The sequence below is a fragment of the Paenibacillus sp. sgz302164 genome (assembly GCF_056120505.1).
Genome location: NZ_JBVYOL010000020.1, coordinates 24,257 through 45,735 on the forward strand (window position 1 = coordinate 24,257; position 21,479 = coordinate 45,735).

The following is a 21,479-nucleotide window of genomic DNA, read 5'->3' on the forward strand; positions in this document are numbered from 1 at the left end:
CCTCCTCGAACACATCAAATAGATACCGCATCCAGCTCAGAAGTTGAGGACTTAACGGGCGACTTTGGGCATCGACATATTTAAAGGTATCATATACAATTATGACAACAGTATGTCATAGTTTTTATGCGCTAATTAAAAAATTTAAGGTGATTACAGTGAAGATAGATCGATTGCTATCCATTGTCATGCTGCTGCTTGAGCGTAATAAAGTCAGTGCTTCCAAGCTTGCGGAAATGTTTGAAGTCACGCCTCGAACCATCTTTAGAGACATAGAAGCAATAAACAAGGCAGGTATCCCGATCATTACTTATCCTGGCGCTAACGGCGGTATCGGCATCATGGAAGAATACAAAATAGAAAAAAAGCTGTTTACGGTTACGGACATCACTGCGCTGCTAATCGGACTTAATAGCATCCATTCTTCTATGTCCAGCGAAGAAATCCTCAATACGATGGCAAAAGTAAAAGGGTTGGTTCCGGAAGAGCAAATCAGGAATTTCGAAAGTCAGATTACCATTGATCATACGCCGTGGTTCGGCAGCAGAAACGTAAAGCCAAACTTTGAGGAAATGAAAGTTGCGCTCGATGAGAAGCGGTTATTGTCTTTTAATTATTCCGACCAAAATGACAGACGAACTCAAAGGAGGATCGAGCCATATAGATTGGTGTTAAAAGATTCGGCTTGGTATTTGCACGGCTATTGTACTTCCAAGCAAGACTTCCGTACCTTTAAACTTTCGCGCATTACGTCGCTAAAACTACTCGATGAGAGATTTGTTCCCAGAGAATTTGAATCCGGGACGTTGAACTCCTCCGAAAATAATACGATTACGATTAAACTTCTAATCGATGAATCACTCAGAGATTTTATGACGGACTATTGCGGAGAAGAAAACATCGAGTCTTATGGGGAAAATAAATGGATCGTTTCCTTTCCATTTATTGAAAATGACCACGGATACGGTTATTTGCTTCGTTTTGGAGATAAATGCGAATGCCTGGAGCCTGAAAATGTTCGATTAGAGATTATTCGAAGAATTAACAGATTAATGGGGATTTATAAAATAAAAAACGTCAGCCAGCTTTAGCTGCTTGACGTTTTGCCCGTGTTCTCGGAGTACTGCCCGCGCAGTCTTGCGATTTGCTCCGACAATGTATCGAGCTTGCTTTTAATAATTATCGCATCCGAATATTGCCGGGGAATATTGTCGAATCCATAATGGACGCCGGCCAGACCTCCTGCAATTGCGGCTATCGTATCGGAATCCCCTCCCAAATTGGCCGCATGCTGAACGACTTCAGGGAAGGAGGCGGTATGAAGCAGTATGTGAAGTACCCAACGAAACGTATGAACGACAAAACCGCTCGGTTCGCAGTCGGGTTCATTTGTAAGGATATCCCGGTATTCCGTATCGACGATTTCACTCTTGATCGCTTCATTGAGGGCCTCACCGTTGAAGAGTCTGCAAACTATGCGATTGTATATGTCACAGGCTTGATTGCAGCGTTCGTCATAGTGCGTCATTTTCGACTGCATTCGTGAAATTGTTTCAATATCCGAAAGATTAGGATAGCTTAATCCTACAGGGAGACAGCGCATGAGTGAGCCGTTGCCGGCGCTCTGTCCCAGATCCAAATCAGCCAGGAATGCGGCCTCAAACCAATTTCCGCGATAGGTGGCGAACACTCTTCGAATGATGTTCCCGATATCTTTGGGATCGGACCGGTACCACCCAAGAAACTTTTCACCGATTGCTTGGCCAGGGTCGTGAGGGTTTTCTAAAATTCCCTCCGCCACACACAAAGTCATCATCGTATCGTCAGTCACTTCACCGGGAGCTAAATCCCAGACTCCGCCGCCGATAATTTCAGTAAGATAGCCATATTTCTGCTGAACTTCTTTCTTCGTCATAAATTCCGTCGTACCGCCTAGCGCATCTCCAATCGCAACGCCGTATAGCCCACCCTTGATTTTATCGATACTCATCAAAATTCCTCCTTGTTCCCGCGGCGTTAAGGCTTATATTGATAGAGCGTAACTGCTACATCTGTGAAAATATCGTGGATCATAGTCGAGACAACGGCCCAGTCTCCGCCACCCCGATCACAACCGATTCGATAAGGGAGCGCAACGGAGTATTGATTCGTTTTGGCAAACTCATATAATTGCCCCAAAGCACCCCTTAAAGCTTCATCGTTCGTATATTTCTTACCGTCCCTGCCAAAATATTGCTGTCCAAACAAGTTGGCCACATACTTATCCGTTCCAACTGCAACTAGCTGGCAGCTTCCAAGCAAATTCTCTTTATTTCGCAGACAAAACTGTAAATATTCCGTAAACGCTTTGGGATAAAGCTGTTTAACCTGTTTGGCTACTCCCGATCCCATTACTGCCTGGCAATTCACCTGATGACCAATGATATGTTCCGATGCTTGAAGCAAATTTCCCGTAACAAGATTAACCGTCATATCCTCACTTCGCCCCTTCTCCACATTCTTCCTTCAGTGCCGATTCCAGCTTGGGTTAAACCGGTAAAGCTTAGAGGGACGATGTCCCGCGTCCTTTGTGAATTCATTTGTCTCCTTGACCATAGGCGCAATCTTTCTCCGGAATGCAGCGGCTAAAAGTTCTTTTCCAAGCACGACCTCATATACCTGTTGAAGTTCCGATAGCGTGAATAACGGGGGCATGAGGTTGAAGGCGATGTCTGTGTACTCGATTTTGTTGCGCAATCGTTCTATCGCGTACTCGATAATTTTGGCGTGGTCGAAAGCGATGCCCAGTGAGTCCACAACCTCTCGGATAATTTTTGTTGTTCGCTGAATCGCTGTCTCCGTAATTTTTACCGTTGCAGTTAAATTGTCGGTTTCGTTTCGCAGGACGATCTTGATAAGCCTTTCGATTTCATAACCTTCATCCAGATTGGTGATCTTCTCTTGGAAAACGGTATACGTTACATCGAACCATTTGGCGTCGTCCGCATCGTCTCCAGCCCGAACATCCAAGGATGTACGGGCTACAAGCGCCATATAAGAGCAGCTGATAACCCGCGTTCTCGGATCCCGGTCAACGTCGCCCCATGTAAACAACTGTTCCATATACACATTCCCGATATTGGTTTCGCTCTTCAGTTCCCGCCTGGCCGCATCCTCAATGCTCTCATGAATGGAAACGAAGCCTCCCGGCAAAGCCCATTGACCAATAAAAGGGTGCTCCCCTCTCCTAATAAGCAGAAGCTGTAACGACTTCTCCGGAAGCTTCCTGTAATTATCCTGAACTTGATCCATAACGGTAAAAATAAGCATATCCACTGTAACAGAAGGACTTTCGTATATACTTGCATCATAGGAATCTAAGTACTCCTTCTCAGTCATGCCATTCCGGTCACGGATGAATGATGGTTCGCTCATGATCATACAACCTGCCTCATTTTGTTATTATCAAAATGTTATTATCTATTTGTTATTATACATCAACTTCATAACGCAATGTCAATACGCACCGGTTCAGGAAAAATTAAAAAAACGCCGGCCCTTCACGGGCCAACGTTCTTCATTTTTTGCTTTATAAAGCCGGTGAATGCGTCATGATTTTCACGATGACTTTGTCATGACCCGTTTGCTGTATTCAGCTGAACATTCGGGCGTCGGCCCAATTTTACCCTAATGGAAACCCTGAGACTCATACTTCATTCATCCCTCGAGAGAGTCTTGCGGCCCAAAATATGATGACTGAGTCACAATTGTTGTCATTATGGGTCATGTTTTCGCAATTCCGGCTGCCTATCGATTGTAGGAGAACATGCTGGGCGTTATACTTACCGAAACGGATCCGGCAGATAGTTACTTTTTAATATTGAATCCGGTTGTTGAATCATAGCTTGCTGTTAGCGCAAGTTCATCGACGGCAAACTTCCATGTCATAGGGAAATATACAACGTCATTATAAACAATTACAGGATACTCTTCTTTGGCATTATCGAGCCATGCATCATTTACAAATATGTTGCCGGACGGAAGATTGACCACGTATTCTGCGTTCAAACTGTTATATGACCCTTTTTCTTGAGTAAAATCAGCGCCTTTATTATCAGTCTTTCTGATCGAAAAACCGGTATCCGCACTCCAGCTAATGTCTAGAGCAAGCGCTTGGGTGTATGTCCAAGTCATCGGAAAATAAGTAATGTCTTTAAAAGATAAGACGGGATACTTGGCATATGTATTATCGATTTCTTTGTCATTGATCTTAACTTTATAATTTGGCAAAGACGCCTTTAGTCTATGATCAGGCTCTGCTTTCTTGGGTTCGCTTGCCGGAGTTTTGGTTGAGGGCGATGAAGAGGAACTGTCTGAACTGCCGGAACTGGAGCTGCCTCCGTTATGATAGTGATAACCCGTACATAATCCTTTGGCTTGTGACTTGGCAGAGCAATTATGGCCGCCATTTGAATCCGTTCGTCCTGAATGAGCAGAAGCGATCGAGGATGAAGTAAAAAGAATGAGCAGTGCCATTATTAAGATACATAATCTGTACTTCATAGATAATTCCCCCTTTGTTGTAATCTTCATTCGACAGTGCCCCCATAAAGTTGTTGAAAACCAGCCCGATAGTTCTCACGACTTATTCCACATTCTAACTGGAAATTCCTTTTTTCGACAGTAATTTTTTCCACTCATATACACTGCCGCGAGCCTCATTAAATGAAAATGAGGACCATGCACAACGCACGTCCTCATTTCGTTCCCCAACTATCTCTTTAATTCGCTCTATAGAACTTTCGCCAAAAAATCCTTCGTACGGGCGTTAGACGGGCTTCCGAACACCTGCTCAGGCGTTCCTTCCTCCACGATCACGCCTTTGTCCATAAACACAATCCTGTCGCCCACTTCGCGGGCAAACCCCATCTCATGGGTTACGATAATCATGGTCATGCCGCCTTCAGCCAGCTTCTTCATGACATCCAGCACCTCGCCGACCATTTCCGGATCAAGCGCTGAAGTCGGCTCGTCAAACAGCATCACATGCGGCTGCATCGCCAATGCGCGCGCGATGGCAATCCGCTGCTGCTGCCCGCCGGAGAGCTGGGACGGGTAAACATCCCTTTTGTCTGCCAGTCCGACAGTATGCAGCAGCTCCATCGCAGTCTTTTCCGCTTCAGCGGCTGGCAGGCCTTTCACCTTGATAGGTGCAAGGGTTAGATTTTGCAGAACAGTCTTATGCGGAAATAGGTTGAAATGCTGGAACACCATGCCCATTTTCTCCCGGGTGGCGTTAATGTTGTGTCCACGGCTTGTAATGGACGCGTTCTCGAACATAATTTCGCCGCCGCTCGGCTGCTCAAGCAGGTTCATACAACGCAGAAATGTGCTTTTGCCCGAGCCGCTAGGCCCGATGACAACAACGACCTCGCCGCCTGCAATGCTGATATCGATTCCTTTGAGAATTTCTGTGCTCCCATACGATTTGCGCAACCCTTTAACGGTGATCACTTGCTCCCATCCTCCTTTCCCATGCACCAAGCAGTTTGGACAGCAAGAAAGTCAATACAAAATAAATCGCGGCTGCAATAATGAACGGGCTAAGTCCCTTGTACGTAATGTTTTTCACGATCCCCGCCTGGTACATAATATCTGCCATCCCGATCACAGAGATGATGGAGGATTCCTTGATAATCGTAATAAACTCGTTCCCGATCGCAGGAAGGACGGACTTGAACGCCTGCGGCAAAATAATATGGCGCATCGCCAGCGCCCTGCTCATCCCTAGCGAACGGGCTGCTTCCATCTGCCCGCGGTTCACGCCTTGAATGCCCGCGCGGAAAATCTCCGCCAAATAGGCCGAACTGTTCAGGGACAGCGTAATAATCCCCGACTGCAGCGGGGTAAAGTTGATGTTCAGAGTGAGCGCCAGCCCATAGTGGACGATCATGAGCTGCACCAGCATCGGCGTTCCGCGCAACACCTCGACATACGTGGTGCCCAGCCAGCGGATCACCCGGGTACCCGACATCCGCAGCAGACAGATGATCAGGCCGATCACAAAGCCGAACAAGACGCCAAGCGCCGACAGCAGCAGGGTATAGCCAAGACCAAGCGCATAATAGCTGCGGTATTCCCAGAATGTTGTGAATATATTGCCGGTAGACGGCTGTCTTTCAACAGATAGCTGGCTCGCTTGTTTAACCATCTCGGCAATGCGGTCCTCGCTCTTCAGACGGGTGATTGTCGAGTTGGCTTTGGCCAGCAGCTCTGCGTTGCCTTTGCGGATGCCAATGGCCGCCTGAACAGGTGCCTGGTCCGGAACGGCTTCCGCAAGTGTAAGCCCTTTGTCCTGCAGGTAGCCGAGCGCGACGGTATCTTCCAGGATGACGGCATTAACCCGTTTCGTCTGCAATTGCAGAACAAGATCCGGTATGCGGTCCAGGGATGTAATCACAGCCCCGGGAATGGACTGCGCGATCTCCTCCTGAATGGAACCTTTTTGCGCGCCAATTTTTTCCCCGTTGAGGCTGTCCATGGTTTTATAACGTTCCTTGTCTTCGGTACGAACCATCAAGACCTGCTTGGATTGGTAATAATTATCCGAAAAATCGATGCTTTGCCTGCGTTCATCCGTCGGCGTCATGCCCGATATGACCAAATCAACCCGGCCGCTCTGCAAAGCGGGCAGCAGGGCATCAAAACTCATATCCTCAATAACAAGCTTCGCTCCCATATCCTTGGCGATCTCGCCCGCAATGTCAATGTCAAAACCTACAATCTGATCTTTCCCATTGATCGTTTTATGAAATTCATACGGCGCATACTCGGCGCTGGTACCCAGCACAAGAGTTCTCTCTGACTGGCTGCCTGCCCCATAAGCGGTCAGAACGGGAAAACTTGCCAGCAGCATCAACAGCATAAGAACCGTATAACGGTAAATTTTTTTCAACCTGCTTCTCTCCCAACTCATAAAATAAACATGAACCCTGAGCAATTATAAAGGAGTACGGCTCATTATGCAATTAAAGCCGCGGCAGCAGCTAAGACAAACTATTTGTAACCTGGGGGGGATTTTGTCTAAAAGCTGTCCTCTAACTGAACAAAACCCAGGCGTTATCTCCGCTTGAGTTCTGCAGGCTATACAATTAGATAAAATGTGCTACTTTTCAATGATCTGCCATCACATCTGTAATACTCCCCTGCCTTTTATCTAATCAGCATTCATATACCTAATAACCTCTCGAACAATTTCGAATTTTTTTATCTTCGAAAAATCGTTTCCTACAGAAATAAAAGCATGTTGGATCTTTTTGCGCCATTCCGGATCCATATCCGAACGTACAGAAATGGTGTCGTTTGGGTATGTCACTTCTAGCACCTAATACCCACTAGAGCTATTATAGTACCAATTAACTATGATTGAATATACAAAGTTTTACAAAAAATCTATGAAGGGAATAGATTCCTAATGGAGAATTTATAAGTATTAACTTTACAAAAGGGGTTTGATTCATGGCAAAAAAGAGAAGGCTTCCATCCATCCTTGTTAGGCCCGCGTTAATAGTTCCCTTGCTCCTCTCACTTGTGTTTACGGTTCCCGCTCAAATCATCTATGCCGAGGATAGTTTTATCGGATGGAAGGACATAGCAGTAGGAGGCAGAGTCAGTCTCGGGATTAAAAATGATGGAACCGTATGGGCATGGGGGGAATCCAACCGTTCAGGTGTTTTTGGAAATGGGGAAAAGGGGCCATCAGCAGCCAACACAAAGTTTCCTACCCAAGTGAAAGATATACAAGATGTGATCTCGATTTCCGCCGGTGCCGATCATGCACTTGCAGTTAAGAAAGACGGTACCGTATGGACTTGGGGTGACAATACAGACGGTCAAATCGGAGACGGTACGGAAACAACTCGTGCAACAGGCTCCGGGCAAGTAGTCTCAGATAATAATAGAGCCATTCCGACTCAAGTTCAAGGATTGTCCCACGTCGTTGCCGTTTGGGGAACCTGGACCCAAAGCTACGCCATTAAAGATGACGGTACCCTTTGGGCTTGGGGAGGTCTATATTACAAAAAGTCTGATGGTACTATGGGCAACTACAAAACTCCAGTGCAATTGCGCTTCGACAATGTCGCTTCCATTTCCACGGGATACGGCGATAATCTGTTGGTTCTGAAACAGGACGGAACCGTGTGGACGTTAAATCGGGGTGCAGTGATAAAAATTGAAGGTTTAAACGATATAAAAGAAGTCGCGGCGGGCGGCGCAAGCTCTTACGCGCTACAAAAAGACGGAACTGTTTGGGTATTCGGTTCAAACGGCCAAGGCGTAGCAGCCGGACAAGATACCTCAAATAAATCCACGCCTCAGAAGGTGCAAGGAATCCAAGATGTCATGGATCTCCGTGCAACTGCCGGCGGTCCTCTTTTCTTAAAAAGCGATGGCACAGTTTGGGCAAGCGGCGATAACCGCGGCGGCCAATTAGGCATTGGTTCCTACGACAATAGCGATATCCCTGTACAAGTAAAGGGGCTCATGAAAATCAAAAAAATTGCCGCCCACGGTTCCGGATATCGCTCTATGGCACTGCGTGAAGACGGAACGTTATGGTCATGGGGCGGCGGATATACCGGCGACGGTACGGAGTGGTATCGTACTGAACCGGTGTGGATTAAAAGCAATGATACGGAACCAACACCTCCGACTGAATTAATCTCTGTCACTTTAGACGGTAAACCTCTATCATTTGAACAGCAACCAACAATCGTCAACGGAAGCACTTTAGTGCCGCTTCGAAAAATATTCGAATCATTAGGAGCGAGCGTAAGATGGGATGCGCCCACCTCATCGGTAACGGCGATGAAAGGCCTGAACGTGATTAGCCTGACCGTCGGCAATCAAACTGCTACATTGAACGGTAATCCTATACTCCTAGACACGCCGCCCACGATCATGAATAGCAGCACTCTTGTTCCCGTTCGATTTATTGCCGAGTCGCTAGGCACAAAGGTCGAATGGGTGACAGAAACAAAAACTGTCAAAATCATAACGAAGTGAAAATAAGGCCATTCCTCCTTTTAGGGAATGGCCTCTTTTACAAACAAGAGAGTGACTATTCGAAAGATATAAATGGGATATAACGATCCTGCTGTATCTTTGTCTTCTCTTCTGCCGTCAATACGGTCACAAATGCCTCTTGATCGACCTCAACTTCTACAAACTGATATCCGCTTTCCTTAATCATATCATTAATATCCTTGAGTATCCCTGTATCAATAAAATCATTCATATACCGAGGATGAATGACCTTCTTCTGACCATTAAGAGAAAAACTTAGAGTAACTGGCCCTTCATCACTTCCCCATGTTTCCATAATATCGGTCGGCTGGAAAGCGCCGCGAGATATTTCACTCCACTTTTTCAATACATCCACATATACGCCGCTCCCCTTGCCGACATCTGCTTCCGTATCTTCGAACCAGACCCGACCCAGGTCTTCCTTCAATACATACAAATCAGCAAGCTCATCATAATACTTAGCTGCGTCAAACGGGTCCCAGTTCTTAGTTACAAGCCCCTTGTAAAACTCAATGAATTTATCATCAAATTGCTGGCTCGTCAACCCCTTATCCTTCTCAAAATACCCTAGTTTCCGATAGTAATGTGCTGCATCCAGCAGACGTTCAGTTGGTTTAAGTGTTCCAAATTTCTCATGACTTTGTTGACTCATTGTTTTGATCTCTTCAAAAGTTTGAATGATGTCCTGATAGTCTTTATTTACTTCTGAATAAACGAGGTCCCAAATAACTAGAATCACTCTAAAATAGTTATACTTTCCCTCAAATAGGGTTTGAACGACCGTATAACTTGCTCCATTCGTCCCAGTAGCAGAATAGGAAAATTGACGAGCATTCATTCCATTAATTTTCATGATCGTGTCTTTAGAAAATTGCGTGACGTGCTGCGGTTCCATTGATTTTTTAACTGCTTCCTCATATTCCTCAAGCGTGCTTATCTTCGTCTCATTGGCTTCCGGTTTGGGTTCCGTAATCGTAATTAACCCATTATTACCGTTCACAGCATATATTTGATACATAGAGGCCGTTTGTGGCAGTGGTTTACTGAGCCATTTCCCGCTGACTGTTAACTTTGACTTCCCGTCATGGCTTATTATCGTATGAATCGGCATGAGATAAATGGTTTTGGTGGGACTTTCCCAGGTAACATCGTATTTGGATGCTTCCCCTACGAAACGAATCGGCACAAATATACTGCCGTCAACATTTCTTGGCGCAACCGGCATCGTATAGGGTGTACCATTCAAGGTACCAATCGGATTATCGACTTGCAGAGTAAGCTGCATTCCCTCTTTCTCCGCTTGAATGGTTCTGGTATTACTATCCCAGTGAATAACGAAACCCAATTTTTCGAAAAGAGGCCGGAATTGCACCAAAGTCGTCCCAGCGTCCACCAAAGGAGCATGATCAAATAAAACTCTTTCGTCATTAACATAAACAGATATACCTGATATGCCGTCCGCAGCGGCCGCAGTGCGATTCACTGCTACTCCCGATTGTTCGAGCTGCTGAAGCAGTGATTGTGACTGATCATTTAGATGGTCTTGATCAACGTATATATGATGGAGCTTCTCCATGGAGCCGATAGGTAATATGTCTGTAACGGGATTATTCGCAACATCAAGCCAACCTATTTTAAGCTTTACCAGTGGGCTTATATTTTGAATTTTGTTACTGCTAGCAAGTAAATCAGTCAGGGACCTCAGATGGGAAAAGCAACTAATATCCTCAATTTGATTGCTGCTGATCACTAGCTTTTGTAATTGAGGAAGGGTGGATATCGGACATGCATTTTGAATTTGATTATGATCCAATGCAAGAAACGTCAAATTATATAAATCACTTAGAGGGCTGATATCTGTAATCTCCTGATTAGACAGAAATAATTGCTGGAGATTAAGTGCCATTTCCAAGCCTTTTAAACTCTTGACTTTCTCTTTCCCTTTTGGATAAAGGGAGGTTAGCTTTTGTAAAGCCTTAAAATCCAATGTTGCGTCGGCATCCAGCTTCAATTCTTCTCGTATTGCTTTTTCAAGAACAGGGTCCTCAATGTTAACTCCTGTGGAGGCTGCATATGTCTTCGGTTGAACAAAAGCTGTCAGTAGCAGAAAAAAAGCTAGAAGAACGGTCATAATTCTATTTATCACTTCGGTCACTCCCCTATAATTACAGTATGATTTTGACCATCCCAATTTACTTTTACCCCAAAGGCTTCACTGATAATTCGGACCGGGACAAATGTAGTTCCATTTTGAAGTTTAGGAGCTGCTTCCAGTTGAACACTGCGTCCATCGACCCAGGCTTCATTCGAATCAATAGTTAACTTAATCACCGTGCTGCCCTTTGTCGCTGTTACAGTTCGGGTTTCTTCATTCCAAGAGGCACTAGCCCCTAGTGCAAAAAATATTCGGCGCATGGGAAGCAGCACATTACCATTCTCTAGTACCGGTTTCTCGCCATTGGAGAAAAGTTGAACAACTTTATTAATCATGACGACAACCTCATCGCCATAGGAAATGACAACCCCGCGTTTTTGGGCATCCTGGAGCAGTTTAACCGAAAGATCATCAAGCGGATTGTTTACTATTTCAATTTCCCAAAGATTCGAATGGTCGTTTAATGCCTCGATATTGGTTATCTGATTATGAGAAAGATTTACTTTATTTAACTTTCTAAGAGTATTAATTGCTGAAATGTCCTTGATACGATTGTAACTTATATCCAAATCATTTAAGGTTGAGAGCGTTTTTAGCGCTTGAATATCGGACAGCCTATTATTAGATGCGCTTAAACCTACCAAATGGCTAAGTCCTTTAACCGGGCTTAAATCCTGAATGTTATTCCCATCAAGAGAAATGTATTGCAGTCTCTCTAAGTTAGAAATGAAGTTGATATCGGAAATACTATTATAGTTCATAGTCAAAAATGAAAGATTAGTCATATAGCCCATCTTCGAAAAGTCTTGTGCAGGTACACGGTCCAAAAACAAGGTCGATAGGCTAGACAATTGTTGTAGCGGAGTAATATCCGTGATCGGATTACTACTGATCTGTAAATCCGTTAAGTTATTCAACAGGGTTAGCGGATTGAGATCCATGATCTGATTTTCCATTAAATTCAAACTGGTTAATGCTGTTAACTTGGAGAGCGGCCTTATATCTTTTATGTGATTTTTAGAAAGATCTAAATCCGTTAAACTTTGCATATCTTGCAGGAAAAAGAGATCTTCGATATCAAAATTTGAAATATTTAGACGTTCAAGTTTTTTCAAATATTTCAACGCGGTAAAGTCTTTCAAAGGGTTATTTTCAAGATGTAAAATCCAGATATCAGGCATGTTTCTAAGGACCTGAATGTCTGATATACGGTTTCCGCTGATTGATAGTGAAGTAAGTTTCGTTAAATTATGTAATGAACTAATATCATCGATCTGGTTATGATCTATATATAAAGTCTTCAAATTCGTTAAACCTGACAACGGAGAGATATCTTTGATGTGGTTAAAATAAACCGTTATCGAATCCAAATTTTTTAATCCTTGCAAGGGGGAAAGATCAGATACATTATTATCATATAAATCAAGACTTTGGAGCTTCGATAGCTGCTTCAGAGGCTCTAAGTTACTTATTTGGTTATTGTATAGAGAGAGATATTTGAGATTTGTAAGGCCTTGTAAAGGAGTAATGTCTGTTATTTCATTATGATTAAAATCAATAGAAGTTAACTGGCTTAAATTTGCTATAGGTGAAAGGTCTGAAATTTTATTTTCCTCAATATGCAGTGTGGTAAGATTGGTTGCAAACTCCAATCCTTTTAGACTTTTGATTCCTAACCAACTAGCTCTAGAAATAGTGTGTAACGACAGCATGTCCTCTTCGGTTAAAGGAGTGTCATCTGGAATTCTCAATTGTTTATGAAGAAAAGCATTTAATGCAGGATCTTCGATATTCACCACACTAGTCGAAACGGCCTTCGCAACGCTTGAATAAAATGTAAATACCCCAATTGACAAAGAGACTATTAGTATTGCAGCAATATAACGAAATCTGCTAAATATCAAGTTTTACTCCTCCCGCTCTCATTATAGTCAAACGTGACTAAATCGTATACTAAATTTTACAATTACAAAAATTTGAGCTGACTAGCTCTCGAACGATCTGCAAGCAATAACTTATTCCTCTTCATTCGACAAAATGGGAATACTTCCCTTCCATTTTTATTCTTGAAGTGCTAATAAGAGGCCACCTATTGGCATGGGTTCATAAATAATAAAAAGGAGGCAGCAATCGTCCTCCTTTATCCTTCTATATTTTTCTCCTAAATATCGATCGCATCGACCCGCTCCGCTAGCGAGGAGTAGCCTTGTACAGACTGCGCGATATAGGAAAGTACGGTATCGCTCCATCCATAAATGTAGAACGTTTGCGGATCCTGATCCGGTACCATCGCATGCCGGTAGGGAGCAATGTCAACGATAAATGCCTTCACATCCCGGTTTACTTTCGAGCGGTACAGTTTTAGCTGCTCGTAAAACGGGCTTCCGCTGTTTTGCTGCTCGTCTGTGATGATAATGATTTGGTCTACTTTCCTCCGCTCCTGGATCAGCTTCCGAACGGGCGCCCCCGTATCGGTTCCTCCACGGGCATGGATTTGCGCCGCCTGCGTTAAAATACTGTCTTTGCGGGAAGGCTTGGCGTCCATGACCTCCGTATCGAACAGCCAGAACAACGAGTTGCCCTGCGTTTTTTTGTACAGAGCCAAAGCAAATACCGAACCGATCTCCAAATATTGGCCGTTCATTGAGCCGGATATATCAAGGAAAATCGCCGTTTGTTCTCCGAGTTCCGGGAGGTTATCAAACGTAAGCTCAGCGGCTTCCCGCAAAGCATCCCGAAGCTCCGGATGATCCACCTGACGGAAAGCCGTTGCTAACCGGAACGGCAGGATTTTGGCTTTCCTCAGTGCCTGTTCGTCGGTTATACGTTGTACGACATAGTCCAGGTTGCGTTGTTCCTCCAAGACCCCGGCCCTCTGCAAAGCGTTCATATGCCGGAGAAGGGCGAATGTCGGCATCTGGTAAAGCAGCGCTTCCCAAACGGCTTTGGACGGTTTGATAGCCCCGGTAACCGTTTCATACGGAAGCTTGCCGCGTTCAATCCACGCGATCTGCTCTTCTTCGGTCAAAGCAAGCTTCAGCTTTTCCAGGGCCTCGACTTGGGGCACCAAGGTAAGATTAGCCTCCAGCCCCCTCAAATACCGGAACAATGCCTGCTGCTTCAAGTCTTCCGGCTTCGGATGTGCGGTTGCAATGGCATCCCCCAGACTGTATCCGCGTCCACGTCCGTTATACTTGATTGCCCAATATTCGGACACTCCGGATAAAAAACGGTTCACCTGCCGCTTGACGGCTCGGCCTCCTTCACCGCGTCCAAGTCCTTTCAGTATCGTTAGGAAATCCGACAAATCGGAAGGAACCCGCACAACCTGCAGGAAAATCTTCGCAAACAAATCCGGACGATAAATCGAAAGGATAGCTAAGCCAAACAAAGGCTGCAGCCTCATAAAACCTTCGTTCCGCGCAAACACAATCGCCTTGGCCATGAAACTCGGATTGCTGTCCGCCATCTCATGATGGAACTGTCCCGCCTCGCTAAGCAGCTCATTTTGATCCGCATAAAAAGTGTTGCTTATCGTATTGGTCAGAAGCGTCTGTAAATACTGCTCCTCAAGAGATCGTGTGAATGCCGGGTAGCGATCTTTATTCCATGTATCCGGTCTAAGCGAGCCGAACACTTTCTTTGCTATACTCACGATAAAATACCCTCCTTCATGTAACACCGGTGAGGAAAAAGCGGGATAGGTTTGCTGCAGGAGTCGAACCTGCCGTATTGCCCGGGTATACCATTGGTCGATTAAGCTCGAAGTAACCCATCCCAGCGCCTCATCGGCTGCTTAACTTATTTCATAACGAAGCGAGGAAATGATTGAAAAGGCCGTTAGTGCCTGACAGACACCATCAATACTTATCCCATATAAGTCGAAGGAACCCTTTCTGGCGCCTCGCTTCGCGATTCACTTTTTGAAGATCATCGAGGAAGTTGGTCGGAAAGGTACATGCTGCTCTACCAACTGAGCTATTCCCCCATCGGGAGGAAGTTGGACTCGAACCAACGACAAGCCGATTAAAAGTCGAAGTAACCCTTCCATGCGCCTCGATGATCTTTTCAGCCGCCACGTTTGCCGCATCGGCCTTCTGTGTCTATATTCGCTTATTTTCGGAGCAATGAACATGGCGAAAGTATTACGACCGAACATAAACTTTTCCATTTCGCCCAAATCCCACCCCTGTTACAATAGAGGAAGAGGATGACATTCTGAAAAATATCGAACAGAATTTGGATTCGCGTAAAAGATCGTAGATGAACTTACTGATGGAGGAGTAAAATGAAGGACTACATTAAGGTCAATCAAACTACCATTTCCCTGATTAAAGGGGACATTACGAAAGTAACGGCCGACATCATCGTCAACGCGGCGAACACAAGCTTACTAGGCGGCGGTGGCGTGGACGGTGCCATTCATAAGGCCGGCGGCAAAAGCATTCTCAAAGAATGCGTAAAGATCAGAGAGCGGCAAGGGGGCTGCGCAGTCGGCGAAGCAGTCATTACTACAGCAGGCAACCTGCCTGCCTCCTATGTTATTCACACCGTGGGCCCTGTATGGAATGGAGGAACTAACAACGAAATTGAAAAACTAAGAAGCTGCTATAAAAATTCACTGCTACTTGCCTCGGAATATAAAGCCAAGAGCATTGCTTTTCCGAATATCAGCACAGGTATTTATCGTTTTCCTAAACAGCTCGCGGCTGAAACCGCGCTTGAGGCTGTGTTAAGTGCCGACCAGGGAACGATTGAGCAGATATATTTTGTCTGCTTTGATGATGAGAATTTTGATATATATCGTAAATTGTTTTTCTGACATATGCTCCTCCCATGTTTCTATTCCAAAGTTTAACGAGTCTTCGCAGGCAACTAGGTGCTATAATGCTCCCCTCAGCAAGCCCTAATTAACCTCAGACTCCAATATTGATTTATAAAAATGTTCCGGATCCGCATGACTCGGAAGCCCGGAGACCTGCCCATCCCCTATTTCAATAACCGTCCATTCTCCGCTTGCGGTTTTGGCAATGTCCATCGTAAAAAAACGGCTCGCTACACCCTCGGCTAACTCTATAAATGAATCAAGCCCTGGAATCTCCTCTTGGTAGACCGCCTCATCCCAATACTCCGTACATTCTATCAGCTTGTGATGAAGAAAAAACAGCCGGTACTCGTTCGATAAAGGCATACCGCTTTTCGGATGCTTGGTGAGCGCCTCCAACTGAATAAACTCGCGAATCACGATGCCGCCGTTAAGCTCCGAGCCTTGGCGATCGATGAAGTTTCGAAGGACCATTTGAACTCTCTGCTTGTCGGATGCTTTGGGTATATAGCAGGCTTCTTCCCACTCATGCTTTCTGGATTTTACATAATCCTTGACAATAACCGGTTTGTTGTCGAATATGCGCATCTTCTCAAACAAAGCATCATACCCATTTGAAAGTTCTCCTATTTCGAGCCAAATACTCTGCGGGGTCGCCTTTTTAATGGCCTCATAAGAATAAGGGAAATAGTGCCCATTTTTATATTCCGTAGGAGAATTGATCAAGACGGCATTTTTCCGCTCTAGTGCATAATATAATTGTTCGTAATCGTGCGGCTTAAGCATCCATCCCCTGTAGATGAACCTTTCAGGCGTTTCGAATGTTGGAATTCGCTTAACTGCCTGGGTTAACTCCCCGTCTAAAACGGACTCCAGCGAGATCAAATGGACATCCATTCCCAATCGTCGGGCACATTTGTATTCCTGTTCATACTCCTGATCTACCGCCTTGCTATTCAAAGGATCAGAGCAAAATAAGATCTTCATCCGGTATCCCCCCACATAACAAAATAATACTAGCCAAATCGTACCATATGTTGGTGTTCCTCAGGGGGAGAAAATTTCATTTTTATGGAAACATATTTTTGTCGACGGCGTTTATATATACAGAAAACAACAAATTTTAGATGAGGTGAAATATGAAAACATTAGACGGCCTCTAGCTTCCCCCTAAGGAGGTTAGAGAGTCAAATGAGCAGAAGTGTAAAAAAATCAACCGTATGGACAGACCACCATACACCCGGTACCCGCTGGAGTAAACGGCAGGCCAACAAAGCGGTGCGACGCTTCACAGACGACGTTCAAAATGGCAAGTGGTATCGAAAATTATTCTGTTCCTGGAATATTTGCGACTACCGTTTCTTCAAAACCAGTCAGCAAGCAATACACGAATGGAAGACATCCCCATGGCTTCGGGGTCGGTTATTAACACAGGCAGAAGTCATTCAACACTGGGAAAAGTTCTATAAAAGAAAATAAGCTCAAGCGTCGGTCAGGGAAGCCCGGCGCTTGAACTTTTATATCCTTTTACAGACGCGGGTCAATCTCCCGCTCCTGCGCAACTTCAAACAGCAAATTGGCCGCGATCTCTTTATAGGCCTCATGCTCAGGCGCAATCTCGTCAAATGGCACCGCCAGCATTCGCATTCCAAGCTGATACTCATTAAGCGAGGTACGAAGCTTTTGACCCACATTCTTTTGCCTCATCAGCTTGCGGTATTTATGCGGGAACTTGTAGTCGTACCCGTAAATGATGGACAAATAATCGGGATTCCGCGCCTTCATATAGGGCACCGTTTTTCCATCCCACATCTCCGGTTTAATCACGACGCCCTCCATATGGTTCTCCATCGTAAGCTTAGAGAAGTAGTAATCCGCTTTCTCCAAGCAGTCCGGCTCGGACAGATCCAGCGTGAGCGCCTCGTCTTCAGACAGAAAACCGTACATTTCAGAGGTCTTCCATTCCGGGACTTGTTCGTTTCCGTCCTCATATACGATTTTCAGAACGGCAAACGGCTTATACTCCATGGCCTCGTCTTCCGCATACAGCTCCAACTGTCTTCTGTACGTTTGATAGGCCTCCATGTGTTCGGATAAAGGGACATAAGTTTCCCGAATATCATGGACGTACTTATAATTTTGGTACACACTCGCGCCGTATTTGTCGCTTAAAGCGGACTTGGCGGTATGATGCTGGTCTTTTTCAAACCCGCTCGCTTCATATTCGGCAATAAGTTTACTGTAGGCTTCTTCAAAACCGTTTTGCTGCAGGAACGCCAGCTCTGTCTCCAGCGCTTTCTCAATGGGCTTGAACTGTCTGTCGATCAGCCCTTCGCCCAGCGCCTTCCACGGGAGAAGCTCCCCGTCCAAAATCAGCATGGCAATCTTCTGCTCTTCCATATAGCCGCCGAACTTGAGCAGCAGCTTGCCGTAAATTTCGGATAAATCCACCTGATTGATCTTATAGCCGTTACGGCTGACTGCGAAGCATTGCTCCTGATTCTTATGCAAATAAACGTTGCATCTCGAACCCATATATTTGGGCTGCAGGACAACTTGCCGGACGCCGCGTTCCCTGAAATAATCGAGACCGCGCTTTAAAGACTCCAGTTCATTCGTCTCGTCGTTCTTATCCGCCGGTGACATGGTACCTGAGATGAAATTGATTTTGTTTCGCGTGCAATAGTGAAGTCGGCGAATGTCATCTTCCCCAAGATCTTGAATGGACACCTTTCGCTCTTGCTTGAATAGGATCTGCAGTTCCTCGGCAATCACCGCTTGGCTGGACTTCCGGGACTTCATAAACGGTTTATACGAAATGCTGACGGAGGTCAACAGGTTGCCATATACGCTGCCGGTATCGATATGGATTTTGTTCCTGATCCGGAAAGACTGCTTGGCCGCGACATGTCCGAACACGTGGTAAGGATGATTTTTGACCGCTTCCTCCTGCACAAAAGCAAGCTGCCCCTCCAGCGGCGCTTCCCGGTCGATCCGAAAACTCCTCTGATGCCGGACGGAATTCGTATCCAGCTTACCGATGTACTTATTCCGGCACGGGGCATGAGTGACATAGAAGGACGGCCCCTTCGCCCCCACATACCGATAAAATGGCTGCGAAATCGACGCCAGGTGCTGGAATTTTCCCAGCAAATCCGGATCGCTCAACAATACTTGCGCTGAGTCAAAATATGTATGCAGCAGCTCTTGGTCGACGCCGTTAATTTCGCCCCGCGTATACTTGTAAACAAAGTTTTCGTGATTCCCAAGCACGAAGTAAAAGTGCTCCTGGTTATCATACAGGAACTGAACGATGTCCTTCGTTTGTTTGCCTTTATCAATCCAGTCCCCGACCAGAACAAGCTTAGTTTGCTTCAGCTTCTCCGGCGCAACCAGCTTACCTGCTTCGATCCGGTATCCATAGTCAAGCAGCAGCCCCTTCAAATCATCCACACATTCGTGGACATCGCCAATGATGACGTACTGCTGATCCGGAGGGAGGATGGCCGCTAAGTAAGCATCCAAATCCTCGATGACGATGTTGTATTCTGGATTCGCCTTTCCTTCTTCGGCCAGATAAAAGTCCTTTGCACGCACTTTATGGATCTTGCCGTATCCTTCGCGAGCCAGCGAGCCGAGGACGTCCTTTTTCAACCGGTTAATGTGGTTCGTGATCAGCTTCTTCGAACGTTCCGACGCATAGTAATCGTCCCGCTTTCGATAATCGAAAACAATGACCTCAAGGTTATAGTTGTTCTGAAACGCAATCTCCTTCACCTTTGCCCGAAAATCCTCAGACAACCCGGTTGTATCAACGACCACAAACTCCGCCTTGACCGGAAAAGCCGTCGCCATCTTCAGCCTTTCAAACAACAGGTGAAAAGCTTGCTCACTGGCCTCAAGCATCACTTGGTCATACTTGTCGTATTCATAGCCAAGGATCTCCTGGCGGATCTGGTCGGAGGACAAATATTGAATATTGGCCCTGACATTCCTGCCGGCATCTTCAAAACGCAGCCCCGGAATCAGCACTTCCTTGGCAAACGTCGTTTTGCCGCATTCCGTAGACCCGATCAGCATGAAAACCGTGTGAACCTTCGTTTGGATGTCCATGGGTCAGGCCCCCCTTTTCTTAAGAATAACGCCCTGCGTAGTCTTGATATTGTTGACGCCGTCTCCGACAGCTACAAATTCGGCATGCAGATTCGTTTCCTTAATCACTTCACGCATCCACTGTTGAAAAGATTGTTCCCCCATCTCCCACTTGTGGTCGTCATGCCGGAAATCGCTCAGCTCATAGTAGCGGTTAAAATCGGCGTTAGGCGTCGTAATGATGAACTTGTCAAAATCGACATGCGCGCAGATTTGATGGATCAACAGCTTTGCCTCATCCTGGCTCATATGTTCAATGACTTCTGTCAAAATCACATCAACCTGCTCCCCGTTATAGCTTTCCAGGAACTGATCGATCGAGCCGAAAGTGACGATATTGTCGATCTCTTTGGCCCCCGCTTTACGCTTTACCTTCTCCAGCAGCTCCTCATTGATGTCTACCGCATAGTAGCTGCCCTCGATTTTCCCGGCAAAAGGAATCGCATAAAACCCCTCTCCACAGCCCACATCCAAGATCGACTTGTCAAAAGCCAGCGCACTCCCGATGTAATTCCTCCGCTGCAGCCCCGTCCCCCCGTAGGCGAACTGAATGTCATAACGCTCCGTTTTCTCAAGCTCCGCCTTGTACTTCTGAAACCGATCTCTGGAGGACAAAAAGTTCCGTACAAACAAGCTGCGAATATAAAATGGCGCATCAATCACATTCATGCTCTTGATGTACTTATCCAGGATGCTATCCGAGATATCGATATTTTCGTTACCGAACATGGAAAGGAACAAGCACAAAACACTTACGGCATGGAGCAGCTGATACAGGCTCTTCCTCGTCGTAACAGTAAGCGAATAGCTCTTATGAGCCTGATGGGTGATTTCAAACGAGAAATCCTTCAAATGCTTCTCAAAAAACTCAATATACCGAACCAGTTCGATATGGATCATATTGATGAAAAAAGTATGCTCGTAACCCTCCGCGTCGCGTTCGTCTCGTGCCTTAAGCGGTGCAGAGAAGAACTCGTTAATCGTATTCAGCGGAAATAAAGGCGTGTTGTACCTCGATACATTCAAATACTCGAAATTCTCCTGCTCATGCTGCTTATAGGAGATCTCATTGTCCGCATCTTTAAAATATACATTAAAAGTCCGCTCATCCGCGTACCAGCCATACGCCATACCCCTGCGGACCGAGCGAAGCATCATGCTGGAATTCGGATTTTTCTTGATCAAAAACGAAAACTGAGGGTTGGTGGATCTGACTTGGACAATTGCCATCTCAATCTACTCCTAAACTACAAATTGGGAACCGTGAGGGATAACCTTTAC

Annotated in this window: 16 protein-coding genes and 1 pseudogene; 4 read left to right on the top strand and 13 right to left on the bottom strand. The window is 45.6% G+C overall.

Features of this window, described 5'->3' with window-relative positions; all coding sequences use genetic code 11:
* Nucleotides 1-158: 158 nt before the first annotated feature.
* Nucleotides 159-1,091 carry a helix-turn-helix transcriptional regulator gene (locus AC0LWT_RS27800; RefSeq protein WP_474684543.1) on the top strand — a complete coding sequence of 311 codons (933 nt, stop codon included), beginning with the start codon at nucleotides 159-161 and terminating at the stop codon, nucleotides 1,089-1,091.
* On the opposite strand, the gene AC0LWT_RS27805 is transcribed toward AC0LWT_RS27800, so the two are convergent.
* From AC0LWT_RS27805 to AC0LWT_RS27835, 7 genes and pseudogenes are all read right to left on the bottom strand, one after another.
* Nucleotides 1,088-1,990 (bottom strand): ADP-ribosylglycohydrolase family protein, encoded by a 903-nt coding sequence (locus tag AC0LWT_RS27805; RefSeq protein WP_474684544.1) that lies wholly within the window; start codon nucleotides 1,988-1,990, stop codon nucleotides 1,088-1,090. The two genes, AC0LWT_RS27800 and AC0LWT_RS27805, sit on opposite strands and share 4 nt — an antisense overlap.
* Nucleotides 1,991-2,016: 26 nt before the next feature.
* The gene (locus AC0LWT_RS27810; protein ID WP_474684545.1) at nucleotides 2,017-2,472 is read right to left on the bottom strand and encodes a macro domain-containing protein; all 456 of its coding nucleotides are present in this window, start codon (nucleotides 2,470-2,472) and stop codon (nucleotides 2,017-2,019) included.
* Nucleotides 2,473-2,505: 33 nt separating this feature from the next.
* Nucleotides 2,506-3,414, bottom strand: a complete 909-nt coding sequence (locus AC0LWT_RS27815; protein ID WP_474684546.1) for an NUDIX hydrolase — start codon at nucleotides 3,412-3,414, stop codon at nucleotides 2,506-2,508.
* A 432-nt stretch (nucleotides 3,415-3,846) separates the two neighbouring features.
* The gene (locus AC0LWT_RS27820) at nucleotides 3,847-4,542 is read right to left on the bottom strand and encodes a YHYH domain-containing protein (RefSeq protein WP_474684547.1); all 696 of its coding nucleotides are present in this window, start codon (nucleotides 4,540-4,542) and stop codon (nucleotides 3,847-3,849) included.
* Nucleotides 4,543-4,770: 228 nt separating this feature from the next.
* Nucleotides 4,771-5,493, bottom strand: coding sequence for an amino acid ABC transporter ATP-binding protein (locus tag AC0LWT_RS27825; RefSeq protein ID WP_474684548.1), 723 nt, complete (start codon nucleotides 5,491-5,493; stop codon nucleotides 4,771-4,773).
* Nucleotides 5,480-6,934, bottom strand: a complete 1,455-nt coding sequence (locus AC0LWT_RS27830) for an ABC transporter substrate-binding protein/permease (RefSeq protein ID WP_474684549.1) — start codon at nucleotides 6,932-6,934, stop codon at nucleotides 5,480-5,482. The genes AC0LWT_RS27825 and AC0LWT_RS27830 overlap by 14 nt, the downstream gene beginning before the upstream one ends.
* Nucleotides 6,935-7,195: 261 nt before the next feature.
* Nucleotides 7,196-7,345: pseudogene (locus AC0LWT_RS27835) on the bottom strand (phosphate/phosphite/phosphonate ABC transporter substrate-binding protein); the annotation flags it as partial.
* 152 nt (nucleotides 7,346-7,497) lie between these two features.
* Between AC0LWT_RS27835 and AC0LWT_RS27840 the strand changes: the two are divergent.
* Complete coding sequence (locus AC0LWT_RS27840) at nucleotides 7,498-9,045, top strand: RCC1 domain-containing protein (RefSeq protein ID WP_474684550.1); 1,548 nt, start codon at nucleotides 7,498-7,500, stop codon at nucleotides 9,043-9,045.
* 55 nt (nucleotides 9,046-9,100) lie between these two features.
* On the opposite strand, the gene AC0LWT_RS27845 is transcribed toward AC0LWT_RS27840, so the two are convergent.
* The 3 genes from AC0LWT_RS27845 to AC0LWT_RS27855 form a co-directional block, all read right to left on the bottom strand.
* Entirely contained in the window at nucleotides 9,101-11,212 is a 2,112-nt protein-coding gene (locus AC0LWT_RS27845) for a stalk domain-containing protein (RefSeq protein ID WP_474684551.1), read from the bottom strand.
* 5 nt (nucleotides 11,213-11,217) lie between these two features.
* Nucleotides 11,218-13,125: a leucine-rich repeat domain-containing protein gene (locus AC0LWT_RS27850; RefSeq protein WP_474684552.1), complete on the bottom strand. Its 1,908-nt coding sequence runs from the start codon at nucleotides 13,123-13,125 to the stop codon at nucleotides 11,218-11,220.
* 257 nt (nucleotides 13,126-13,382) lie between these two features.
* On the bottom strand, nucleotides 13,383-14,876 hold the full coding sequence (locus AC0LWT_RS27855; RefSeq protein ID WP_474684553.1) for a TROVE domain-containing protein: 1,494 nt from the start codon (nucleotides 14,874-14,876) through the stop codon (nucleotides 13,383-13,385).
* Nucleotides 14,877-15,509: 633 nt separating this feature from the next.
* Here AC0LWT_RS27855 and AC0LWT_RS27860 point away from each other — a divergent pair.
* A complete protein-coding gene (locus tag AC0LWT_RS27860; RefSeq protein ID WP_474684554.1) occupies nucleotides 15,510-16,043 on the top strand; it encodes an O-acetyl-ADP-ribose deacetylase in 534 nt (177 codons plus the stop codon).
* An 84-nt stretch (nucleotides 16,044-16,127) separates the two neighbouring features.
* Here AC0LWT_RS27860 and AC0LWT_RS27865 read toward each other — a convergent pair whose 3' ends face one another.
* Nucleotides 16,128-17,033: an ATP-grasp domain-containing protein gene (locus AC0LWT_RS27865; protein WP_474684555.1), complete on the bottom strand. Its 906-nt coding sequence runs from the start codon at nucleotides 17,031-17,033 to the stop codon at nucleotides 16,128-16,130.
* Nucleotides 17,034-17,237: 204 nt separating this feature from the next.
* Between AC0LWT_RS27865 and AC0LWT_RS27870 the strand changes: the two genes are divergently transcribed.
* Nucleotides 17,238-17,525, top strand: a complete 288-nt coding sequence (locus tag AC0LWT_RS27870; protein ID WP_474684556.1) for a hypothetical protein — start codon at nucleotides 17,238-17,240, stop codon at nucleotides 17,523-17,525.
* A gap of 48 nt (nucleotides 17,526-17,573) precedes the next feature.
* Here the strand turns inward: AC0LWT_RS27870 and AC0LWT_RS27875 are convergent, their stop codons facing one another.
* Together AC0LWT_RS27875 and AC0LWT_RS27880 are read right to left on the bottom strand one after the other, a co-directional pair.
* The gene (locus AC0LWT_RS27875) at nucleotides 17,574-20,159 is read right to left on the bottom strand and encodes a metallophosphoesterase (protein ID WP_474684557.1); all 2,586 of its coding nucleotides are present in this window, start codon (nucleotides 20,157-20,159) and stop codon (nucleotides 17,574-17,576) included.
* A gap of 3 nt (nucleotides 20,160-20,162) precedes the next feature.
* Nucleotides 20,163-21,428, bottom strand: coding sequence for a class I SAM-dependent methyltransferase (locus AC0LWT_RS27880; RefSeq protein ID WP_474684558.1), 1,266 nt, complete (start codon nucleotides 21,426-21,428; stop codon nucleotides 20,163-20,165).
* Nucleotides 21,429-21,479 lie beyond the last annotated feature (51 nt).